Below are 19,173 nucleotides of genomic sequence, written 5' to 3' on the forward strand. Positions count from 1 at the left end.
CCCGCGCCGGCGGTGGCGCCGCCCGGCGACGAGGTCTCCCAGCCGCTGCTGGAGCACGCCCGCCGCCGCACCCGCCGGGCCCGCGGCCGCGGGCTGCTGGTGCTGCTGCTGGTGCTGCTGCTCACCGCCGCGGTGGCGGCCGGCACCTGGTGGATGGCCTCGGGCCGCTGGACCGCGGTGCCGCCGCTGACCGGGCTGGAGCGGGGCGAGGTGGTCTCGGCCGGCACCGCCGCCGATCTCGACGTCACCTTCACCGAGGCCTACAGCGAGTCCGTCCCCGCCGGGCAGGTGATCTCCTCCTCGCCGGGTGCCGACTCCCGGGTGCTGCTGGAGAGCGATGTCGAGGTGGTGCTCTCCCGCGGGCCCGAGCGCCACGCCGTCCCCGAGGTCGTCGGGAAGGACGTCGCCGCGGCGGAGCAGGCGCTGGTCGAGGCGACCCTGGCGGTCGGCGAGATCGAGCAGGTCTGGCACGAGGAGGCCGCCGCCGGCACCGTGCTGGACGCCGACGTCGAGGCCGGCAGGCAGGTCAAGCCGGCCACCGAGGTCGGGCTCACCGTCTCCCGGGGCCGGGAACCGATCGAGATCGAGGACGGCGCCGGCCGCGACGCCGCCGACGTGGGCGCCGACCTCGAGGACGCCGGCTTCGAGGTGGAGACCACCCGGGTGCACTCCGACACGGTCGAGGAGGGCGACGTCGTCCGGCAGTCCCCCGCCTCGGGCACCGGCCACCGCGGCGACACCGTCACGCTGACCGTCTCCGACGGTCCCGAGCTGGTCACCGTGCCGAACGTCCGGGCGATGGGGGTCGAGGCCGCCACCCGGACCCTGGAGCAGGCCGGCTTCGAGGTGGAGACCGCGCGGGCCGCGACCAACGACCTCGGCCTCGGCTACGTCGCCAGCGCCGACCCCGGCTTCGGGACCGAGGCCCCCAGGGGCTCGACCATCACCCTGTTCCTCATCTAGCTCTCGAGCGCACCGGGGCACCCGCGCCCGGCCCGTAGAGTGTCCCGGTGCCACGCCCCCGCCTCGGCGCCCTGGCCATGGCCGCCCTCGTCACGATGGCCGCCATCTGGGGCTCCACCTTCTTCCTCATCAAGGACGTCGTCAGCCGCGTCCCGGTGACCGACATGCTGGTCGTGCGGTTCGCGATCGCCACGGTGGCGCTCGTCGTGGTGCTGGCCCCGCGCCGCCAGCTGGTGCTGTCGCGGCCGGTGCTGGTCCGCGGTGGCCTGCTCGGGCTGGTGTTCGGCGCGGCGCAGGTGCTGCAGACCTACGGGCTGGAGCTCACCTCGGCCTCGATCTCCGGCTTCGTCACCGGGCTCTACGTGGTCATCACCCCGCTGCTCACCTGGGTGCTGCTGCGGCACCGGGTGGGGCTGCTCACCTGGGTCGCCGTCGCGCTGGCCACCGTCGGGCTCGGGGTGCTGTCGCTGCAGGGTCTGCAGGTCTCCCCCGGAGCCCTGCTCACCCTGGCCAGCGCCGCCTGCTACGCCCTGCACATCGTCGGGCTGGGACGGTGGAGCGAACCCGGCACCGCACTGTCGCTGACCGTCGTCCAGCTGGCCGTGGTCACCGTGGTCTGCCTGCCGCCGGCGCTGGCCGACGGGCTGACCCTGCCCGCCACCGGCTTCGACTGGGGCGCGGTGCTGTACCTGGCCCTGGTCGCCGGCTCGTTCACCATGCTGCTGCAGACCTGGGCCCAGTCGCAGGTGCCGGCCACCCGGGCGGCGGTGGTGATGAGCCTGGAGCCGGTCTTCGGTGCGCTGTTCGCCGTGGCGCTCGGCGGGGAGTCGTTCACCTGGCGGATCACCGTCGGCGGGCTGTCGATCCTGGCCGCGATGTACCTGGTCGAGCTGGGTCCGCTGCTGCGTCGACGTCGGGCCGGACCCCGTGATCGGGCAGGCTTGCCCGCATGAGCACGGGCGATGTGGTGGCCATCCTGATCGGGGTGCTGGTGGTGGGCGGGATCGTCCTCGGCGTCGTGCTGGCGGTCCGCCGGCACCGCTGGATCAAGGGCATGCAGGAGAAGGGCTGGGAGTTCGTCGACAGCCCGCACCTCGCGATCACCGCCGATCTCAGCTGCCCGCCCTTCGGCCAGGGCTTCGTCCGCAAGGTGGACGACCAGGTGCTGGGCCAGATCGGCTCGCCGCCGGTGCCGTTCCAGATGGTGGAGTACCACGCGCGCTCCTTCGACGACGAGCTGGCGGTGCTCAAGCTGCCCTTCGCGCTGCCCGAGCTCTACGTCTGCGACGGCAGCACCGCCCGGGTCGGCTGCGCCGGTGAGGTGCACCCGCACCCGCGCTGGACCGTGCTCACCACCGACCACGCCGCCGCGGACGCCGTGCTGGGCGCCTGCGGCCCGGCGCTGGAGGCGCTGGCCGCCACCGGCCACAAGGTCGACCTCGGCATCGACGGCTCCAACCTCGTCGCGCTGTCGGCACCGCGTGAGGCCGAGCACCTCGACCCGTTCCTGCAGGCGCTGGCCGGGGTGGTGCACGGGCTGGCCACCCTGGAGCGGCACCGGGTGCCCGAGCCGACCCGGGCGGCGTTCGGCTTCTACCGGCGTCCGGACTGGGTCTACCACGGCCGTCGCGACGACCTGCTGGCCACGGTGCGGCACTCCACCGGCGGTTTCGGCCACCGCGCCGAGCACGTCCTCACCGGCGACAGCGGTCAGCTGCCCTTCATCGCGCTGCGCCACCACTGGAAGACCCAGACCACCGTCACCACCAGCGACGGCCGCGGCGGCACCACGACGCGCACCCAGACCAACCACCACTCCGAGGACCTGCTCGAGATCACCCTGCCCGCGGCGTGGCCCTTCCTGCTGGTGGGCGACGCCGGCTGGTTCGCCGGCGGGGAGAAGGTCGAGCTGGAGTCGGCCCGGTTCAACGAGCTGTTCGACGTCCGCAGCGACTCACCCAAGCTGGCCTACGACGTGCTCCACCCGCGCCAGATGGAGTACCTGATGCAGAGCCGGCCGCCGACCTTCACCATCTCCGGCACCGTGCTGCGCGTCAACTCCAGCCACGACACCGAGTGGATCGGGCACACCCTGGACGTCATCACCGGCTTCTTGGCCCGGGTGCCCGGCTGGGTGTGGAAGAACCTCGGCGTCCCCGAGCCGTCCTTCACCCGCCCCGAGCTCGGCTGAGGACAGCAGGCTCAGAGCTCCTGAGGTCGCTGGTGCGCGAGGTCGAGCACCTCGGTGCTGGTCATCTCGGCGAACCGGCCGACGACCATGGCCCGGCCGCGGTCGTTGAGCAGGCCGTCGTGGATGGGGAACAGCCGACCCGCCCCGACCGCCCGGATGAAGTCGATGTGCTCCTTCATCGCCGCCCACGGTGCGTGGGTGGGCACCGCGAGCAGGTCGACCCCCGCCGGCACCGCCGCCAGCGAGTCACCGGGGTGGAAGAAGGTGGGCTCGCCCTCGGCGCGCAGCACCAGCCCGACGTTGCCGATCATCGGCAGGTCGCGGTGGATCACCGCGTGGTCACCGCCGACCGCCTCCAGCTGCCAGGGGCCGAGGGAGAGCTCCTGACCGGCCGCCAGCCGGGTGAGCCGTCCCTCGTCCACGCCGAGGTCGACCGCGTCCGGCACCCCGGGTTCGACCACCACCCGGGCGTCGGGGTTGGACGCGAGCAGCGCCGGCACGTGCTGGGGGTCGACGTGGTCGGGATGCAGGTGGGTGATGAGGACCGCATCCAGGTCGTGCAGCGCGTGCCAGGAGCTGGAGAAGACGCCGGGGTCGATCAGGAGCCGCTGGCCGCCGCCCTCGACGAGGACGGCAGAGTGTCCGAGGTGGCTGATCCGCATGGGGTCAACGTAGCCCCGCCCGGCTCACCCGGGAGGATGGGGCCGTGATCCGCATCGGCATCTCCGGCTGGCGCTACGCGGGCTGGCGCGGCAGCTTCTACCCCGCGGGGCTGCCGCAGCGCCGCGAGCTCGAGCACGCCGCGTCCCGGCTCGGCACGATCGAGGTCAACGGCACCTTCTACTCCCTGCAGCGACCGAGCAGCTTCCGCAGGTGGCGCGCCGAGGTGGGCGACGACTTCGTCTTCGCGGTCAAGGGCAGCCGGTTCATCACCCACCTCAAGCGGCTGACGGACGTGACGACGCCGCTGGCGAACTTCTTCGCCCAGGGACTGCTCGAGCTGGGCCCGACCCTCGGGCCGGTGCTGTGGCAGCTACCGGCCCGACAGCCCTTCGAGCCCGAGCAGCTGGACGCCTTCCTCCGGCTGCTCCCCCGCACCACCGGCGCCGCGGCCGAGCTCGCGGCGGGGCACGACGACCGGCTGGCCGCCGACCGGGTGGCGCTGGTCGCCGAGCGTCCCGAGCAGCCGCTGCGGCACGCGCTGGAGGTGCGTCACGAGAGCTTCCGCAGTCCCGCCTTCTGCGACCTGGCCCGCGAGCACCAGGTGGCCGTGGTGGTCAGCGACGGCGCCGGGCACTGGCCGGTGTGGGAGGAGGTCACCACCGACCTCTCCTACGTCCGGCTGCACGGCGACACCGAGCTGTACGCCAGCGGCTACTCCGACGAGGCGCTGGACCGGTGGGCGGAGAAGGTGCGCGGCTGGGCCGAGCAGGCCGACGTCGTCGTCTACTTCGACAACGACGCCAAGGGCCACGCCCCCTTCGACGCCGAGCGGCTGATCGCCCGCCTCACCTGACGGTCAGGCGGCGCGGGCGACGAGCAGCTCGCCCACCAGGTCACCCGCGCGGGAGCAGTCCTCGCCGGAGACGTCGCGGTGGGTGACCGCGCGGACCAGCTTCGGCCCGACCGCGGAGAGCAGCACCCCCCGCTCGCGGGCTCCCGCGACCACGGCGGCGGCCGGACCGGTGCTGCGGAGCAGCACGATGTTGGTCTCGACCCGCTCGGGCTGCACCGCGTCGGGCGCGTGCGCGGCGACGGCGTCGGCGAAGGCCCGAGCGGCGGCGTGGTCGGCAGCCAGGTCGTCGAGGTGGGAGTCCAGGGCGTGCAGGCAGGCAGCGGCCAGCATCCCGGCCTGCCGCCAGCCCGCCCCGAGCCGCTTGCGCCACACCCGGGCCCGGGCGACGGTCTCGGCCGAGCCCACCAGCACCGAACCGACCGGGGCGCCCATGCCCTTGGAGAAGCAGACGCTGACGGTGTCGAAGAGCCGGCCGTAGGTCTCCAACGGGACGCCGGTGGCCACGTGGGCATTCCACAGCCGGGCGCCGTCCAGGTGCCGGCCCACCCCGGCCGCGGCGGCCAGCGCGCTCAGCTCCTGCAGGTGCACCAGCGGCTGCACGGTGCCGCCGGCGAAGTTGTGGGTGTTCTCCAGCGCGATCGCGCCGGTGCTGACCAGATAGGGCCCGGCAGCGGGTGAGAGCAGCCGCTCGACCGCCGCCACCGTGGTCACCCCGCCCTCGCTCGGCCAGGTGCGCATGGTCAGCCCCGACACCGCGGCGTGCGCCCCCATCTCGGCCCGGGCGATGTGGGCCTCGGCGTCGCAGAGCACCTCCTGCCCGGGCTCGACCAGCGAGCGCACCCCGAGCACGTTGGTCAGCGAGCCGGTCGCGCAGTAGAGCCCGGCCTCGTGCCCGAGCAGCGCGGCGGTGCGCCGCTCCAGCTCGTGCACCGTCGGGTCCTCGTCGTAGACGTCGTCGCCGACCGGTGCGGCGAGCATCGCCTCCCGCATCGCCGGGGTCGGTCGGGTGACGGTGTCGCTGCGCAGGTCGATCGGGTGCGGCTCGGGCACGGTGCTCCTTCAGCAGTCGGCGGACGCCGGCCAGCGTAGATCGGCCACCCTCGATCTCCGCCGCGAGTCCGCAGCAGCGGGGTTGCGGCACGGACGCCGTGACCGCCGACCATCCAGCCGCAGCACCCCAGGGCGACCTGCTCGAGAAGGATCGTCACTGAGCGGGGTCGCACCGCCTGGCCCTCCCCGTGCTCAAGAAGGCACAGGAACGAGTTGGGAGAGCGTTGGGGGGTGGCTTCGGCACCGACACGCAGGAGGGGACGACGTCCACGAGCTTGCCCCGTGGACGCCGGGCCCGACGGGATGAACGGACGATGGCACGCAACGCAGAGCGGGAGCCGGAAGGGCTGCCCGGCTCGAGCGTGCCCGAGAGCATCACCTCGGCCGAACAGCGTCTGATCATCAGGTCCCGCCTGCTGCTGGGTCGGGTACGGGCGTGGGAGCTTGGTCCTCACGTGCCGGTGTCGCCCAGGACCCGGGGGTCCAGGCCGTACTGGTCGGGGACCCCGAGGTGGTCGCGGAGAGTCTGTCCGTCGTAACCGGCGGGGTAGATCCCCCGTGCCCGGAGGATCGGCACCACGTCGTTCACGAAGGCGTCGACGCCGTCCTCGTACACGTCCGGGGAGATCCAGAACCCGTCCGCCGCGCCGGCCTCGAACCACTCCTGCAGGTGGTCGGCATGGACCTCGCCTGGGCCGACGGTCACGGGGTGGTAGTCGATGACCCCGTGCGCGAGGACGTCACGAATCGTCCAGCCCTGCCGTGCGACCTCGAGTGCCGTCTCCGAACGCGGGTCGCCCGACGTGTGTGCGGCGGCCAGCTCCTGCCCGGTCAGGGGTTCGTCCAGCCGGCTGGGGTCGAGCCGGAGCCCGAGCATCTGCCCCAGCTGCGGCACACGCTGGGCGATCACCTCTCCTGCGAGGGAGAGCCGACGGTCGAGCCCTTCCCGCACGGTTGGTGCGACCGTCGTCATGAGGCCGACGACGAACTTGATCTCGTCAGGGTCCCGCCCGGCCTGCTGCGCGGCGTCACGAACGGCAGCACGTTGCGCCCGGGCCTCCGGGATCGTCCACACCTCGGTGATGAACGCGCTCGAGTAGCGGCCGGCGAGCGCGAGCATGTCCGGGCTCGGTCCCCCGGCGGAGAAGACCACGGGCTGTCCCTGCTCCGACGGCGGGATGGCGAGAGGGCCACGAGACGCGACGTGCCGACCCTGCAGGTCGATCGGGCGCAGGTGGTCCAGGTCGATGAACCGACCCGACTCCTGGTCCTTGACCCAGGCGGCTCTCCCCCAGCTGCCCCACAGCGCCTGCACGAGCTGCACCGTCTCGTGCGCGCGCTGGTAGCGCACGCTCCGGTCGGCGACCGGCCGGCCGTAGTTCGCCGCGACGTAGGGGTCGCTCGTGGTCACGGCGTTCCACCCGGCCCGGCCGTGGCTGATGACGTCGAGCGCCTTGAACTGGCGTGCGAGGTTGAAGGGCTCCTGGAAGGTCGTCGACCCCGTGGCGACGAGACCGATGCGCTCGGTCTCCCGCGCGATCGCGGTGAGGGTCAGCATCGGGTCCATCGTGTTCTGCAGGGTGGAGCGCGCCACGTCGCTCCGGACGGCGGGGAAGTCCGGGGTGAACAGGAAGGCGAAGCCCCCGCGCTCGGCCGCCTGGGCATGCCGGATGGTGACGTCGAGGTTCGTGTAGGAGCTCGGGTCGACGTCGGACCGTCTCCAGGCCTCGTTGTTGCTCCCGTAGCCGTCGGTGATCGTCAGACCGAGGAACATCGTCCCCTCTGCCATGGCTCGTCCTTCACTCGAGGAGAGGCGCACCTCGGGTCGGGCGGCGCCAGCGCCAGTGTCCAACCTTCACACCGGTGGAAAGGTCAAGTCCTCCACGACGCCAGCCGACGGCGCTCAGCTCGCCTGCGCCCTTGACCCCGTCATCGCCTGGTCCAACGCGTCGAGGTAGCTGTCGATCGCATCGCGGTTGTGGGTGAGGAACCGGATCTTCTCCGTCATGCGGTCGCGTTCCTCGGCCAGGATCTCGCGGAGCTCCGGGTCCGCGTCCTCCACGACGATGACCTGCGGCTTCCCGAGGCACGGCAGGATGTTGCCGATGATCCGCGTCGGGATACCGGAGTCGATCAGCCCCCGGATCTTCTGCACCCGGTCCACCAGGTAGTCGTCGTAGTCCCGGTAGCCGTTGTGCGAGCGGCGAGGGCTGATGAGGCCCTGCTCCTCGTAGTAGCGCAGCATCCGCGTCGCCACCCCGGTCCGCTTCGAGAGCTCCCCGATGCGCATGTGGTCCCTCCGTGGTCCGAATTGACCCTCACATTAATGAAAAGGTTGATGCTGGAGCAAGGTGCAGCCGCTGTCGTCGCGCGCCACCCGATCACCACCGCAGAACGGACCCCTCCAGGTGACTTCTCCAGACCTCCACGGCGTCGACGCCTCCGACCGCCCTGATCCTGCGCCAGGGATGGCCGCCGACGCCGGGACGACCTCGTGGCGAGGGGTCGCCTCGCTCAGCGTCACCGTGTTCGCGCTCGTCATCTCGGAGTTCCTCCCGGCCAGCCTGCTCACCCGGATGGCTGCCGACCTCGACGTGACCGTGGGCGTCGCAGGTCAGTCCGTCGCCATCACGGCGATCGTCGCGGCGATCGCGGGTCTCACCATCCCGGTGCTGCTGCCCCGTGTCGACCGCAGGGCGCTCCTGATCACCCTGGCCGCGCTCGCGGTCCTCTCGAACCTCTTCGTCGCCGTCGCTCCGAGCTACCCCGTGCTCCTGACCGCGCGCGTCCTGCTCGGTGTCGCCATCGGTGGCTTCTGGTCGCTCGCGATCTCGGCGACGGCCCGCATGGTCCCGCCGGCGCGGCTCGGCCTGGGCATGACCGTCGTCAACATCGGCGTGTCGCTCGCGACCGTCGCTGCGATCCCGGTCGGGACCCTGCTCGGCGAGTCGTTGGGGTGGAGGTGGGTCTTCGCCCTCACCGCCGGGGTCGCCCTCGTCGCGATCCTCGTGCAGGTCGTCGCCCTGCCGTCCATCCGTTCCACTGGCACGACAGGCTTCCGGCCACTGCTGACCACGTTGCGGTCGCGGCTGATCTGCATCGGGCTGTTCAGCATGGCCCTGATGGGCGCCGGCCACTTCGCGGGCTTCACCTACATCCGGCCAGCCGCCACCGAGGTCGGGGGGCTGGCACCCGACCAGCTCGCCGCCCTGCTCCTCATCTACGGCGTGGGCATCGTCGCCGGCAACCTTGGGGCGGGACCCGTGGCCGACCAGCGGATGAGGTTGGCGGTGCTGCTGTTCCCCGCCGTCCTCGGGGCGTCGATGATCCTGTTCGCACTCGGCGGTGTGTCGAGCGGCGTCCTCTTCGTCGTCGCGGGGCTGTGGGGTGTGGGCTTCGGTGCCCTGCCCACGACCATCTCGACCTGGCTGGCCCGGGCCGAACCGACCAGGCTCGAGAGCGTCGGCGGTCTGCAGACGGCAGTGTTCCAGCTGGCGATCGCGCTGGGAGCGTTCATCGGTGGTCTGCTCGTCGACGGGGCCGGCGTACAGACCGCCCTGCTGGCCGGGGGCTCGGCGAGCCTGGTCGGGGCAGCGGTCATGGTCGCGATCAAGCCGCCGCCGCTGCCGAGCCGCTCCTGAGCAGCAGCCCATGGCGCTGCGCGAAGGGTCCACCGGCCGCATCTCCTACGGCGCTGCCCCGGCCCGACGGCCACCGCGTCGAGCGGTGCCCGACCGGGGGCGGAGCGCGGGCTGCTCGTCAGGCGTAGCAGGCGCGGTTGATGCTCACGAGGAAGTTGCCGTCCACGATCCCGCCGGCGTCGATGTAGTCGCCGATGACATCCATCGCCAGGTCGCGACGCTGCGGGACGCGGTCCTTGTCCGCCGCGGCAAGCCACGTCGCGATGTCCGTCGGGCTGCGGTCGGTGCAGTACACCGGGGCACCGGGCTGCTGGCGCCAGGACCCGGCGAGGGTCCCGGCGTCGAACCCCGCGAACCCCGTGTCCTCGACCAAGGAGATGGCGACCTCGCGGTCGGCGTCCCGATCAGCTGCCACGGGGATCGCGACCCGGTGGGGGTCACCGGCCTCGGTGGACTTGGCGTCGAAGGACTGCGCCGTGATCGCGTTCCACGCCTTGACGACAGGACGGCCGAACAGCTCGGAGAGCCAGACCGTCTCCACCTGCCCCTCGTCCAACGCCGCCATCCGGCCGTCACGCATCGGGTAGTAGTTCGACGTGTCGATGATGACCGCGCTGGCGGGGGCCGCACGGACGTACTCGGCGATGTCGGCGTTGCGGTTCATGGGAACCGACACGATGAGGACCTCGACGGCGTCGGCGACCTCCGATACGGCGACCGCACGTGCTCCGGTGCTGAGTGCTTCGTCACGGATGGTCTCCGGTCCGCGCGAGTTGGCGATCCTCACGTCGTGACCTCGGCGGCTGAGCCGTCGGGCGAGCGTCGAGCCGATAGCTCCCGCGCCGATGATGCCGATCTTCATGGGTTCTCCCTTCGTGGTGTGCGTACAGGAGCCCATCCTGAACCTTTCCAGCAGTGTGAAGGTCAAATCAGTGGCGAGGCCCACCGCAAGGCCGATGGCGGATGACGCTGTCAGGGTCCGTGGCTGCGTGGGTCACCCGGACGGCGACCGAGCGGGGGGAGGCTGCGAGCTCGCTCCACCGGCACAGTCCAACGACTACGTGGTCCAGCCTCGCCTTGACCTTCACACTGGTGTCAGTCTGCAGACTCGAGCAGGCAGGCTCACCGACGCCGCTGTTTCCTGCCCGGTCGCTGATCTCCCGATCTCCCGACCGAGCCCGATCCACTGCGAGAGACGAGAGCTGCCTGATGACCAGTGACACCCACCCCGTGGCCGCAGACGCCTCACCCCCAGCGGTGAGGCCCGACCGGCCGAGCAGTGCTGCCGAGGCCCACAGCGCGGCAGCGACGCCCATCAAGCGGCTCGCGCCGGGCGAGGTGCTCACGATCGTCGTGCTCGCCTTCTCGACGTTCGTGGCCATCCTGTCCGAGATGGTGCTGGGGGTGGCCCTGCCCCACGTCATGACCGACCTCGGCGTCTCCGCGACCACCGGGCAGTGGCTCACCACCGGCTACGCACTGACGCTCGCCGTGATCATCCCGACCACGGGCTACATCATGCAGCGGTTCCAGCTCCGCACGATCTTCATCACCAGCGTCGGGCTCTTCAGCCTCGGTACGGCCACCGCGGCGGCCGCGCCCGGCTTCGAGCTGCTGCTCACCGGTCGCATCGTGCAGGCCCTCGGCACGGCCGTGCTGGTGCCGCTCCTCCTGACCACCACGATCGGACTGGTCGACCCCTCGCGTCGCGGCCAGACGATGGCCCTCGTGACCGCCGTCACCGCGGTGGCCCCTGCGGTCGGGCCCGCCTTCTCCGGCCTGGTCCTCTCCCAGCTCAGCTGGCGGTGGCTGTTCATCATCGTCCTGCCGATCGCCCTGCTCGGTCTCGTCATCGGCGCCCTCCAGATGCCGAACCTCACCACCACGCGCCGGACCGCGTTCGACGCGACGTCGCTGCTGCTCGCCGCCATCGGCTTCGGCGCCCTGGTCTACGGCCTCGCGAGCGTCGGCGAGCCGTCCGGCGGCCACCCGTCCGCCTCCTTCCTGGTGGCCGTGCCCGTCGGCGTCCTGGGGATCGCCGCGTTCGTGCTGCGTCAGCTCCGTCTCCAGCGACGTGACGCGGCCCTCCTCGACATGCGCATCTTCAGCTACCCCGCGTTCACCCGACCCGTGATCGCCTTCACCTTCCTGGTGATGGGTGCGTTCGCCCTCTCGACCCTGCTCCCGCTCGTGCTGCAGGAGTCGATGGGTCTCGGTTCGCTGGAGACGGGGGTGCTGATGGCGCCCGGAGGAGCAACGATCGCCATCGTGTCGGTGGTCGTCGGACGCCACTACGACCGCATCGGAGCCCGCGGGCTCGTGATCCCCGGGGTGCTCGTCGTCAGCGCCGGCTGGTGGTTCATGAGCACCTTCACCCAGCAGACCTCGGTCTGGGTCGTCCTGGCGACGTTCGTCGTCATCTGCGCCGGCCAGGCCTTCGCCTGGGTCGCCATCTTCACCATGTCGCTCGGCGCGCTGCCGAGCGCTCTGGCCCCGCACGGCAGCGCCGCGCTGAACACGGTGCAGCAGCTCGGTGGAGCGGCCGGACTGGCTGTCCTGATCGCCATCCTCAGCGCCTACGCCGGTGGCACGGACGCGGCCGCCATCGCACACGGTGCACGAGCGGCGTTCACCGTCGGCGCCATCATCGCTCTCGTCGCGCTCGCGACCACGTTCTTCCTCCCCCGGCACCGGGCGAGTGAGGGCCGGCGGGGAGCAACCGCCGCCCACTGATCACCGCGCCCCTTGAACACCGACCTGGGAGCAACTCCGAGGTCCGGAGATCGCGATGCTGGCTGGCTTCGACGACGAGGCATGGGACATCTGGCGGCCCGGCGAGGACCAATCGCCTACTCAGGCTCATAGTCGGTGGGCGCCGCACCCACATGGCTCACTGCCGCCACGTCAGGATGGCGGTGGGCACTGCTCGAAAAGGAACGGCACTGGTCGCACACGTCATGCGTGACGTATCCCGCTGATTGGTTCGCTACCGCGCGCCGCGGCCGTTGTACTACTGCGCCGACCGGCCAGGGCTCGGTGTAGTCGCTGAAGGCTGGACGGCGCTTGGGGGGCATCAGCGCGTCGGTCTTTCCCGTCGTCGTCGTCGGCATGGCGCACTGAACGGGAAGCGTCGAGCCGGGCGAGGTGTCGGGCGTGGGCAAGCTCGAGCGTCCAGGTCACGCGTACCCTGCTTCCCCACCGCCTGTGGTGCGGCGGAGCTGCTGAAGTTGCCGCGCGAAGGAGCTGAGGTCGTCGAGATTGCTGTGTGCTCTGAGGGCTGTCTCGAGCGAGGTGGTGATGGCCGCTTCCCCGTCCTCGAGCAGGGGCTGCGCCGCGGCGGTGAGGGTGATGACCGATGAGCGCCGGTCGGCGGGGTTGGCGGTGCGGGTGCACAGTCCGGCGGCTTCGAGCCGGTCGACCAGCTTGCTGGTGCCGCCGACGGTCAGGGACAGCTCGCGGGAGAGGTCCTGGACGCGGCTGGGCCCGAGCCGGTGCAGGACGAGCAGAGCCTCGAAGCGACCGAGTGGCACGCCGGTCGCGGCACGCACGGCGGTGTCGACCTGGTCCCACAGCTGCATCTCCAGGCGGGTGAGGTCGAAGAAGACGTCGTACAGCTTCACCGGTCGGCCTTCATGGCGGCGGTGACGCTCGCGGTGTCGGAGGTGGTGGCGATGTTGGTCAGTGCGAAGTTGGTGGCGGCGTGCTGCCACTCGGCGCTGAGGCTGGAGGTGGCGTCCTGGACGAGGGTCACCTGGTAGCCGTGGTCGGCGGCATCGCGCACGGTGTGCTCGACCGCCATGTTGGTCCAGGCCCCCACCACCACGAGGGTGCGGACCCCGAGGTTGCGCAGCATGGTGTCGATCTCGGTGCCGTTGAACACGCTCATCCTGGTGCGGTCCAGGACGAGCTCCCCGGGCTGGGGGGCGAGCTCGTCGACGATCTCCGCGCCCCAGGTCCCGATCTTGAAGGTGTCGGGGGCGAGCATGCGGAAGATGGGGGCGTTGTCGCCACTGAGGCCGGGCAGCGGGTGCACCACGATGCGGCTGTAGACGACAGGGACACCGGCTGCGCGTGCCGCTGCTGTCACGGCGGCGACGTTGGCCACCACCTGCTGTGAGGCGGCGTGATCGGCGGCACCGGTGGAGGCGTAGGCGCCGTCGGGGTGAACCGTGTCGTTCTGCATGTCGATCACGAGCACGGCCGTGCGCGTGGAGTCGGTGGGTGTGGTGGTCATGAGACCAGATCTCCTAGCGAGAGGAACAGGTTGGTACTCAGGGAAGCATATTCCGTGGAAGATTGTTCCCTGACGCAGACCTCGACCGAAGGAGACCAGCCGTGACCGAGATGATGCGTGCCATCGTGCTCGACGGACCGGGCGGACCTGATGCCCTGCAGATCCGGGAGATCCCGCGACCCCGCGTGGAGCCGGGGCAGGTGCTCGTGCGCGTGGAGGCGTTCGGGCTCAACCGCTCAGAGCTGCACTTCCGCCAGGGCCTCGGCTCCTTCGGCTCCTTCCCCCGGGTCCCCGGCATCGAGGCCACCGGGGTCGTCGTCGACGCTCCGGGAGGTGAGTTCGCACCCGGGACGCAGGTAGGTGCGCTGATGGGCGGGATGGGACGCACCATCGACGGCGGCTACGCCGACTACGTCGCCGTCCCCGCCACCTCCGTTGTGCCCTTCACCAGCGACCTGGACTGGGCCTTGCTCGGTGCGGTGCCGGAGATGCTGCAGACCGCCCACGGCTCCCTCACCACCGGCGTGGACGCCCAGCCCGGTGACACCCTCCTGATCCGCGGCGGCACCTCTTCGATCGGCCTGGCCCTGGCCGTCCTGAGCAAGCAACGCGGCCTGACCGTGCTGTCCACCACCCGCGACCCCGGTCGGACTACGCTGCTCGAGGCCGCCGGCGTCGACCATGTCGTCATCGACGACGGCGACATCTCGGTCAAGGTTCGCGAGATCGTGCCCGGCGGCGTCTCCGGTGCCGTGGAGCTGGTGGGCACCCCCACCCTGCGGGACACACTGCGGGCGACAGCCGTGCACGGCACGGTCTGCTTCACCGGCATGCTCAGCAACCAGTGGACCGTCCCTGACTTCTACCCGATCGACTTCCTGCCCAACGGCGTCCGACTGACCGCCTACTCCGGCGAGGCCAGCGACCTTCCCGCCGAGGTGCTGCAGCACTTCCTCGACGCCGTCGCCTCCGGCGCGACGACCGTGCCCATCGGCCGCGTCTACGCCTTCGACGACATCGTGCAGGCCCACACCGATATGGAGAACGGCGCCGTGGCAGGGAAGCTCGTCGTCACAACCCGCTGAGACGGACAGCGTGACCGAACCACTGGTGCCCACCTCTGCTCGAACGTCCTGGTCGAAACAAAGGTGACCTGCGTCGCGGCCTTTTCGAGTCAGGCGTGTCGATCAGCTGCTGTCCCGCTCGAAAACCAACGTCACTGAGCAGACGAGATGCGGCCCTGCGGCTGATGAACGCTCTTCCTGCGAGCTGCTGCGTGAACCTGGCGGTGGACGTGCTGATCGAGACCCCGGCTCGGTCCCCTGGTCGCGACGACCCATCCTGCTGCTTGGAGCACGAGCCGCGGGGGTTTGGCAGTCGCCTCATGCTGTGGCACAGTCAGTACCGTACCGATCGATCCGGTACCGAGAGGAGACATCATGGGATCCGGTGGACGTCCCCGCACCTTCGACATCGAGGGTGCCTTGGACGCTGCGGTCGACACGTTCTGGCGGCACGGTTACGAGGCGGCCGGACTGGCAGAGCTCACCGAGGCGATGGGCATCAGCCGGCCGGCGCTGTACCGGGCCTTCGGCGACAAGGATCAGCTGTTCCGTAGCGCACTGACCCGTTACATCGACCAGAACATGACCTACGTCTCCGACGCCCTCGCCCGGCCCACCGCCCGCGAGGTCGCCCATGCCTTCCTCACCGGCAACGTCGCGGCCGTCACCACACCCGGAAGACCCGCCGGCTGCCTGTCGGTCCAGGCGATGGTCACCGATGAGGCCGAGGCCTTCAGCCTCCTGGCCGAGAACCGCCGCACCATCCAGGAGCGGCTGCGCGACAGGTTCGCCGAGGCCATCGCCGAGGGCGACCTCGACGCCGAACAGGATCCTGACCGCCTCGCCCGGTTCCTCATCACCCTCGCCACCGGGTTCGCGATCCGGGCCACCGACGGGGAGACGCGGGAGGAGCTCCTCGCCGTCGCCGATTGCGCCATCGCAACGTTCTCCAAACCTGAGCCGCGTGACGCCGAGGCGACGCGGCACGGCACAGTCCCTCTCAGAAAGGCAGCAAATGACTGATCGCACTGCACTCACAGCCGCCCGTGACGAAGCCCTCGAGGTCCGCGCTCTCTACGAGGTCCTCGAGCAGCGGTTCAACGGCAGGCCGTGGTCCGTGCACGAGCTGATGCTCGGCTTCTCCAACGACGTCGGTTACATCGGGCGCCTCCTGCTCGCCGACGAGGGCACCTGGGCGATCGAGGGAGACCCCCGTGCCGAGCTGGAGCACAAGCTCGCCGAGTCGCTCTGGTGGGTCTTCGTCCTCGCCGACAGGCTCGACATCGACATCACCGAGTCCTTCGCCCGGACCATGTCGACGATCCGCGACGGCCTGAGCTCGACCATCGCCCGCACCGCTCCCTGAACGGGCGTCGCCCGTCGATCGTCCACGGACCACATCCTCCCGCCTTCCACCACGAGTCGAGGCACCCCGTCCTCGAAAGGAACTTCATGAGCACCGCAACGACCTCCCCTCCCTCACTGCCTCAGCCCAGTGACTACTCACCCGTCATCGCCGGCCGGCACGGCGGCAAGAGCGCCCTGGTCACCGGCGGCGCCCGCGGTATCGGCGCCGGCATCGTGGAGTGGCTCGCGGCGGAGGGCGCCGACGTCACCTTCACCTACGCCTCAGCAGCCGCCGAGGCCGACGCCCTCGTCGGGCGCATCACCAGCAACGGCGGTACCGCCCGGGGCATCGCCGCCGACAGCAGCGACCGCGAACAGATCCGAGAGGTCATCGACCAGGTCGTCGCCCGCGCCGGTCACCTGGACGTCGTGGTGAGCAACGCCGGCGGAGGAACGATGCGACCCGTCGCAGAACTCAGCGACGGCGAGGTCGACCGGATGATCGACGTGAACATCCGAGGGACGCTCGACACCGTCCGCTTCAGCCTCCCGCACCTGCGACGCGGCGGGCGAGTCATCACCATCGGCAGCGTCAGCGCCCACCACTTCCCCAACGACGTCACCTCTCTCTACGGCCTGACCAAGGGCGCAGTGGCCAGCCTCGTGCGCGGGATGTCCCGAGAGCTCGGTCCTCGCGGGGTCACCATCAACAACGTGCAGCCCGGCCCGGTCGACACCCCGGCCAACCCCGCGGACGGACCGGTGGGCGAGCTCCTGCGCGCTTCGATCTCCGTCGGGCGGTTCGGCACCGTCGAGGAGGTGGCCTCGCTCGTCTCCTACCTCGCCAGCGACCAGGGCGCCTACATCAACGGCGCATCCTTCGACATCGACGGCGGCTACAGCGCCTGACCGCCAGGTCCTCCCGCACCTGTCACGCCCGCATCACCTCGGCCCCCGGCCCCAGCCAGGTGACCACACGTCGGACACGTCCGTGACCGACGAGCCGATCCCCTCCTGAGAGGTCCAGGCCCATGCCTTCCACGCCACACCTGCACGCTGCCGACGAGCCAGAGCTCGTCCGCGCCCCCGCCGTCACCTACGCATCCGTCCTCGGAACCGGTGCGCCGGGAACGGACGAGTTCTACCGCAAGAAGGAGCTCATCGGCCACATCGCCCGCCTCCTGACCCACGAGGACGCTCCTGCGGTCATCGAGATCCAGTACTGGTACCCCGAGGGATCGGTCCCGGTAGGCATCGCGGACTTCTACAGCGTGAACCCCATCCCCTCGCTGCAGTACCGCATCCTGGCCACGGTGCCCGAGAGCACCAGCCCCGACCAGCTCACCGCAGCGCACGAGGAAGCCGCCAGCGTCTCCGGGCGCAGCACCGACATCGTCGAGCTCTTCTCCGTCCCCGAGCACGACGTGGTCCAGGTCATGCACCACGGTCCCTTCTCCGACGAGTTCGACACGCTCGAGCGCCTCGGCCAGTTCGCCGAGGAGCGAGGGGTAGAGCGCAGCGGCCCACACCACGAGCTGCACCTCGACGGCTTCGCCCGCGACACCCCCCAGACCACGTTGCGCACCATCCTCCGCGACCCCGTGGCCCGATCCTGACACCTCCCGCGCACAACCCACGGGCGATCGTCAGCCGTCTCCGCTGGGGCGGGAACTCGGGCCCCAGGCCCAGCGCCTGCTGACGCGTCACCACCTAGCCGTCACCCGTTCACCGCATCCCGCGTCAGGTCCAGACCCGCCCGCGCGACCCCTGAGCAACCACCCCGCGTACCACCGAGCACCACTCACCCCTCACCGAGAGCTGGAGACCCATGCCCACCAAGATCACCGTCACCTACGACAACCCGACCGACCCGGACGCCTTCGAGACGCACTACGCCGAGGCCCAGGAACGCCTGGCGGCCGCACTGCCCGGAGCACTGCACCTCGAGACGTCGAAGGTGTGGCCGAAGGAGGACGGCACACCCACGCCGAAGTACCGCACGGTCGAGATCTACTTCCCCGACTACGACACCGCCGCGGCGGCCGTCACCACTCCCGCGGCCCAAGCCTTCGTGACCGACGTCTTCCGCCTCGGCGCACCCGTGACGATGCTGTTCAGCGAGGTACGCACCAGCACCGCGCTCACCCGCTGATCTCCACGACCCAAACCACTGGCGACGGCGTGGACCCTTCCTCGCTGCCAGCGAGATGTCCGGCAGGCCCCAGTCCACCAGGAGCACTGCACCCCGGACCTACCCGGTCTGCGACACCCTAGTCGGCTTCGCGCCGACCGCTTGAGAGCCCCGCCCGGGACTCTCACCCATGACAAGGAGTTCCCATGACGAGCACCGAGCGGACCCCTGGGAGCGCCAGCTCCACCGCGGGTACTGACGCCACCACCACAGCCGGCAGCACGGCCAGCGCTGAAGACCTGACCGCCGTCATCCAGCAGTGGAGCGAGGCCTCCAACGCTCACGACCGGTCTCGGTACCTGGCCTTCTTCACCGAAGATGCCGTCCTCGACGACCCCTCCGTGCCCATCAGTCGGGAGTGCTGAGCGATATCGAGCTCGGTGAGGTCGTGGAGGGCGGGATGAGGTAGCCCAGGACGGTGCGTCGGAGCTCGCTGCGTCGCGACCGTCCTGACTCGGCGTTGAGGAAGATCGCGTCGACGATCGACTGCAGCCAGGATGCGCTCTGGGTCGGGTCCAGGGTGGGGTCGATGGCACCGTGGTCGATTCCTCGGGCGATCAGGGTCGCCAGGCCCTCGTTCACGGTCTGGGCGGTTCGTGCGACGACCCCCATCAGCTCCGCGTCGTGCTCGACCCGACGCAGGAGCTCGACGACGAGGCCCGAGGCCCCCGGTTCGTCCGCCTGCTGCGCGAGCTCGTCCACGATGGCCAGGATCGCCGCGAGTGGATCTGTCGCGTCGGCGTGGCGCGCGACGAGCGCCTGCGTGGCCGGCAGGTCCCGTTCGAACACTGCTCGGAACAGCGTGGCCTTGTCGGTGAAGTAGTAGAAGATGCTCGCGGGGCTGGTCCCGATCGCGGCTGCGATCTGCGCGACGCTGGTGCGCTCGTATCCCTGAGTGCCGAACAGTCGGCCGGCTTCGATGGCGATCTGCTCGCGCTTCCGCGCGATCCGCTCCGGGTCTGATCGGCCGACCATG

The 19,173-nt window shown here is 70.8% G+C and carries 21 protein-coding genes; 13 read left to right on the top strand and 8 right to left on the bottom strand.

All coding sequences use genetic code 11. The features are described from left to right. From DVA66_RS01360 to DVA66_RS01370, 3 genes are all read left to right on the top strand, one after another. Positions 1-963: PASTA domain-containing protein (locus DVA66_RS01360; protein WP_114558417.1), on the top strand; the 963-nt coding region annotated here is incomplete at its 5' end. 47 nt (positions 964-1,010) lie between these two features. Continuing rightward, positions 1,011-1,916, top strand: coding sequence for a DMT family transporter (locus DVA66_RS01365; protein WP_232821673.1), 906 nt, complete (start codon positions 1,011-1,013; stop codon positions 1,914-1,916). After that, entirely contained in the window at positions 1,913-3,154 is a 1,242-nt protein-coding gene (locus DVA66_RS01370; protein WP_157973765.1) for a DUF3137 domain-containing protein, read from the top strand. The genes DVA66_RS01365 and DVA66_RS01370 overlap by 4 nt, the downstream gene beginning before the upstream one ends. 11 nt (positions 3,155-3,165) lie before the next feature. Here DVA66_RS01370 and DVA66_RS01375 read toward each other — a convergent pair whose 3' ends face one another. Next, a complete protein-coding gene (locus tag DVA66_RS01375; RefSeq protein ID WP_114558420.1) occupies positions 3,166-3,816 on the bottom strand; it encodes an MBL fold metallo-hydrolase in 651 nt (216 codons plus the stop codon). 44 nt (positions 3,817-3,860) lie between these two features. Here DVA66_RS01375 and DVA66_RS01380 point away from each other — a divergent pair, with 44 nt between their 5' ends. Continuing rightward, positions 3,861-4,670, top strand: coding sequence for a DUF72 domain-containing protein (locus DVA66_RS01380; RefSeq protein WP_114558421.1), 810 nt, complete (start codon positions 3,861-3,863; stop codon positions 4,668-4,670). A gap of 3 nt (positions 4,671-4,673) precedes the next feature. Here DVA66_RS01380 and DVA66_RS01385 read toward each other — a convergent pair whose 3' ends face one another. The 3 genes from DVA66_RS01385 to DVA66_RS01395 all read right to left on the bottom strand — a co-directional run bounded on the left by DVA66_RS01385 (position 4,674) and on the right by DVA66_RS01395 (position 8,010). After that, on the bottom strand, positions 4,674-5,720 hold the full coding sequence (locus DVA66_RS01385; RefSeq protein ID WP_232821674.1) for a threonine aldolase family protein: 1,047 nt from the start codon (positions 5,718-5,720) through the stop codon (positions 4,674-4,676). 451 nt (positions 5,721-6,171) lie between these two features. Next, a complete protein-coding gene (locus DVA66_RS01390) occupies positions 6,172-7,509 on the bottom strand; it encodes an NtaA/DmoA family FMN-dependent monooxygenase (RefSeq protein ID WP_114558422.1) in 1,338 nt (445 codons plus the stop codon). Between the two features lie 114 nt (positions 7,510-7,623). Further along, positions 7,624-8,010 carry a MerR family transcriptional regulator gene (locus DVA66_RS01395; protein ID WP_114558423.1) on the bottom strand — a complete coding sequence of 129 codons (387 nt, stop codon included), beginning with the start codon at positions 8,008-8,010 and terminating at the stop codon, positions 7,624-7,626. 178 nt (positions 8,011-8,188) lie between these two features. On the opposite strand from DVA66_RS01395, the gene DVA66_RS01400 reads away from it, so the two are divergent. Further along, entirely contained in the window at positions 8,189-9,361 is a 1,173-nt protein-coding gene (locus DVA66_RS01400) for an MFS transporter (RefSeq protein ID WP_114558424.1), read from the top strand. Between the two features lie 118 nt (positions 9,362-9,479). On the opposite strand, the gene DVA66_RS01405 is transcribed toward DVA66_RS01400, so the two are convergent. After that, entirely contained in the window at positions 9,480-10,307 is an 828-nt protein-coding gene (locus tag DVA66_RS01405) for an NADPH-dependent F420 reductase (protein ID WP_198671384.1), read from the bottom strand. A gap of 263 nt (positions 10,308-10,570) precedes the next feature. On the opposite strand from DVA66_RS01405, the gene DVA66_RS01410 reads away from it, so the two are divergent. Next, complete coding sequence (locus DVA66_RS01410; protein WP_114558426.1) at positions 10,571-12,094, top strand: DHA2 family efflux MFS transporter permease subunit; 1,524 nt, start codon at positions 10,571-10,573, stop codon at positions 12,092-12,094. Positions 12,095-12,537: 443 nt separating this feature from the next. On the opposite strand, the gene DVA66_RS01415 is transcribed toward DVA66_RS01410, so the two are convergent. Then, positions 12,538-12,981, bottom strand: a complete 444-nt coding sequence (locus tag DVA66_RS01415; RefSeq protein ID WP_114558427.1) for a MarR family winged helix-turn-helix transcriptional regulator — start codon at positions 12,979-12,981, stop codon at positions 12,538-12,540. Continuing rightward, positions 12,978-13,595 (bottom strand): isochorismatase family cysteine hydrolase, encoded by a 618-nt coding sequence (locus tag DVA66_RS01420; RefSeq protein ID WP_114558428.1) that lies wholly within the window; start codon positions 13,593-13,595, stop codon positions 12,978-12,980. The genes DVA66_RS01415 and DVA66_RS01420 overlap by 4 nt, the downstream gene beginning before the upstream one ends. Before the next feature lie 110 nt (positions 13,596-13,705). Between DVA66_RS01420 and DVA66_RS01425 the strand changes: the two genes are divergently transcribed. The 7 genes from DVA66_RS01425 to DVA66_RS01455 all read left to right on the top strand — a co-directional run bounded on the left by DVA66_RS01425 (position 13,706) and on the right by DVA66_RS01455 (position 18,562). Further along, positions 13,706-14,680: a zinc-binding alcohol dehydrogenase family protein gene (locus tag DVA66_RS01425; protein WP_232821681.1), complete on the top strand. Its 975-nt coding sequence runs from the start codon at positions 13,706-13,708 to the stop codon at positions 14,678-14,680. Positions 14,681-15,034: 354 nt separating this feature from the next. Then, the gene (locus DVA66_RS01430; RefSeq protein ID WP_114558430.1) at positions 15,035-15,682 is read left to right on the top strand and encodes a TetR/AcrR family transcriptional regulator; all 648 of its coding nucleotides are present in this window, start codon (positions 15,035-15,037) and stop codon (positions 15,680-15,682) included. Then, positions 15,675-16,025 carry a nucleoside triphosphate pyrophosphohydrolase family protein gene (locus DVA66_RS01435; protein ID WP_114558431.1) on the top strand — a complete coding sequence of 117 codons (351 nt, stop codon included), beginning with the start codon at positions 15,675-15,677 and terminating at the stop codon, positions 16,023-16,025. Before DVA66_RS01430 ends, DVA66_RS01435 begins: the two co-directional genes overlap by 8 nt. A gap of 86 nt (positions 16,026-16,111) precedes the next feature. Then, positions 16,112-16,915, top strand: coding sequence for an SDR family NAD(P)-dependent oxidoreductase (locus tag DVA66_RS01440; RefSeq protein WP_114558432.1), 804 nt, complete (start codon positions 16,112-16,114; stop codon positions 16,913-16,915). 122 nt (positions 16,916-17,037) lie between these two features. Next, positions 17,038-17,622, top strand: coding sequence for a GyrI-like domain-containing protein (locus DVA66_RS01445; RefSeq protein WP_114558433.1), 585 nt, complete (start codon positions 17,038-17,040; stop codon positions 17,620-17,622). 212 nt (positions 17,623-17,834) lie between these two features. After that, entirely contained in the window at positions 17,835-18,158 is a 324-nt protein-coding gene (locus DVA66_RS01450) for an EthD family reductase (protein ID WP_114558434.1), read from the top strand. Positions 18,159-18,343: 185 nt separating this feature from the next. Next, positions 18,344-18,562, top strand: coding sequence for a Cif family virulence factor (locus DVA66_RS01455; protein ID WP_114558435.1), 219 nt, complete (start codon positions 18,344-18,346; stop codon positions 18,560-18,562). On the opposite strand, the gene DVA66_RS01460 is transcribed toward DVA66_RS01455, so the two are convergent. Beyond that, positions 18,546-19,172 carry a TetR/AcrR family transcriptional regulator gene (locus DVA66_RS01460; RefSeq protein ID WP_198671385.1) on the bottom strand — a complete coding sequence of 209 codons (627 nt, stop codon included), beginning with the start codon at positions 19,170-19,172 and terminating at the stop codon, positions 18,546-18,548. The genes DVA66_RS01455 and DVA66_RS01460 overlap by 17 nt on opposite strands. Position 19,173 lies beyond the last annotated feature (1 nt).

The organism is Desertihabitans aurantiacus (assembly GCF_003344635.1).
GTDB lineage: Bacteria > Actinomycetota > Actinomycetes > Propionibacteriales > Propionibacteriaceae > Desertihabitans > Desertihabitans aurantiacus.

What these genes read in the sequence shown, in the direction of transcription:
- DVA66_RS01370 (WP_157973765.1), top strand. Translation starts at nt 1,913, where the DNA reads ATGAGCACGGGCGATGTGGTGGCCATCCTGATCGGGGTGCTGGTGGTG.
- DVA66_RS01375 (WP_114558420.1), bottom strand. Translation starts at nt 3,816, where the DNA reads ATGCGGATCAGCCACCTCGGACACTCTGCCGTCCTCGTCGAGGGCGGC.
- DVA66_RS01390 (WP_114558422.1), bottom strand. Translation starts at nt 7,509, where the DNA reads ATGGCAGAGGGGACGATGTTCCTCGGTCTGACGATCACCGACGGCTAC.
- DVA66_RS01395 (WP_114558423.1), bottom strand. Translation starts at nt 8,010, where the DNA reads ATGCGCATCGGGGAGCTCTCGAAGCGGACCGGGGTGGCGACGCGGATG.
- DVA66_RS01400 (WP_114558424.1), top strand. Translation starts at nt 8,189, where the DNA reads ATGGCCGCCGACGCCGGGACGACCTCGTGGCGAGGGGTCGCCTCGCTC.
- DVA66_RS01410 (WP_114558426.1), top strand. Translation starts at nt 10,571, where the DNA reads ATGACCAGTGACACCCACCCCGTGGCCGCAGACGCCTCACCCCCAGCG.
- DVA66_RS01420 (WP_114558428.1), bottom strand. Translation starts at nt 13,595, where the DNA reads ATGACCACCACACCCACCGACTCCACGCGCACGGCCGTGCTCGTGATC.
- DVA66_RS01425 (WP_232821681.1), top strand. Translation starts at nt 13,706, where the DNA reads ATGATGCGTGCCATCGTGCTCGACGGACCGGGCGGACCTGATGCCCTG.
- DVA66_RS01430 (WP_114558430.1), top strand. Translation starts at nt 15,035, where the DNA reads ATGGGATCCGGTGGACGTCCCCGCACCTTCGACATCGAGGGTGCCTTG.
- DVA66_RS01435 (WP_114558431.1), top strand. Translation starts at nt 15,675, where the DNA reads ATGACTGATCGCACTGCACTCACAGCCGCCCGTGACGAAGCCCTCGAG.
- DVA66_RS01440 (WP_114558432.1), top strand. Translation starts at nt 16,112, where the DNA reads ATGAGCACCGCAACGACCTCCCCTCCCTCACTGCCTCAGCCCAGTGAC.
- DVA66_RS01445 (WP_114558433.1), top strand. Translation starts at nt 17,038, where the DNA reads ATGCCTTCCACGCCACACCTGCACGCTGCCGACGAGCCAGAGCTCGTC.
- DVA66_RS01450 (WP_114558434.1), top strand. Translation starts at nt 17,835, where the DNA reads ATGCCCACCAAGATCACCGTCACCTACGACAACCCGACCGACCCGGAC.
- DVA66_RS01455 (WP_114558435.1), top strand. Translation starts at nt 18,344, where the DNA reads ATGACGAGCACCGAGCGGACCCCTGGGAGCGCCAGCTCCACCGCGGGT.
- DVA66_RS01460 (WP_198671385.1), bottom strand. Translation starts at nt 19,172, where the DNA reads ATGGTCGGCCGATCAGACCCGGAGCGGATCGCGCGGAAGCGCGAGCAG.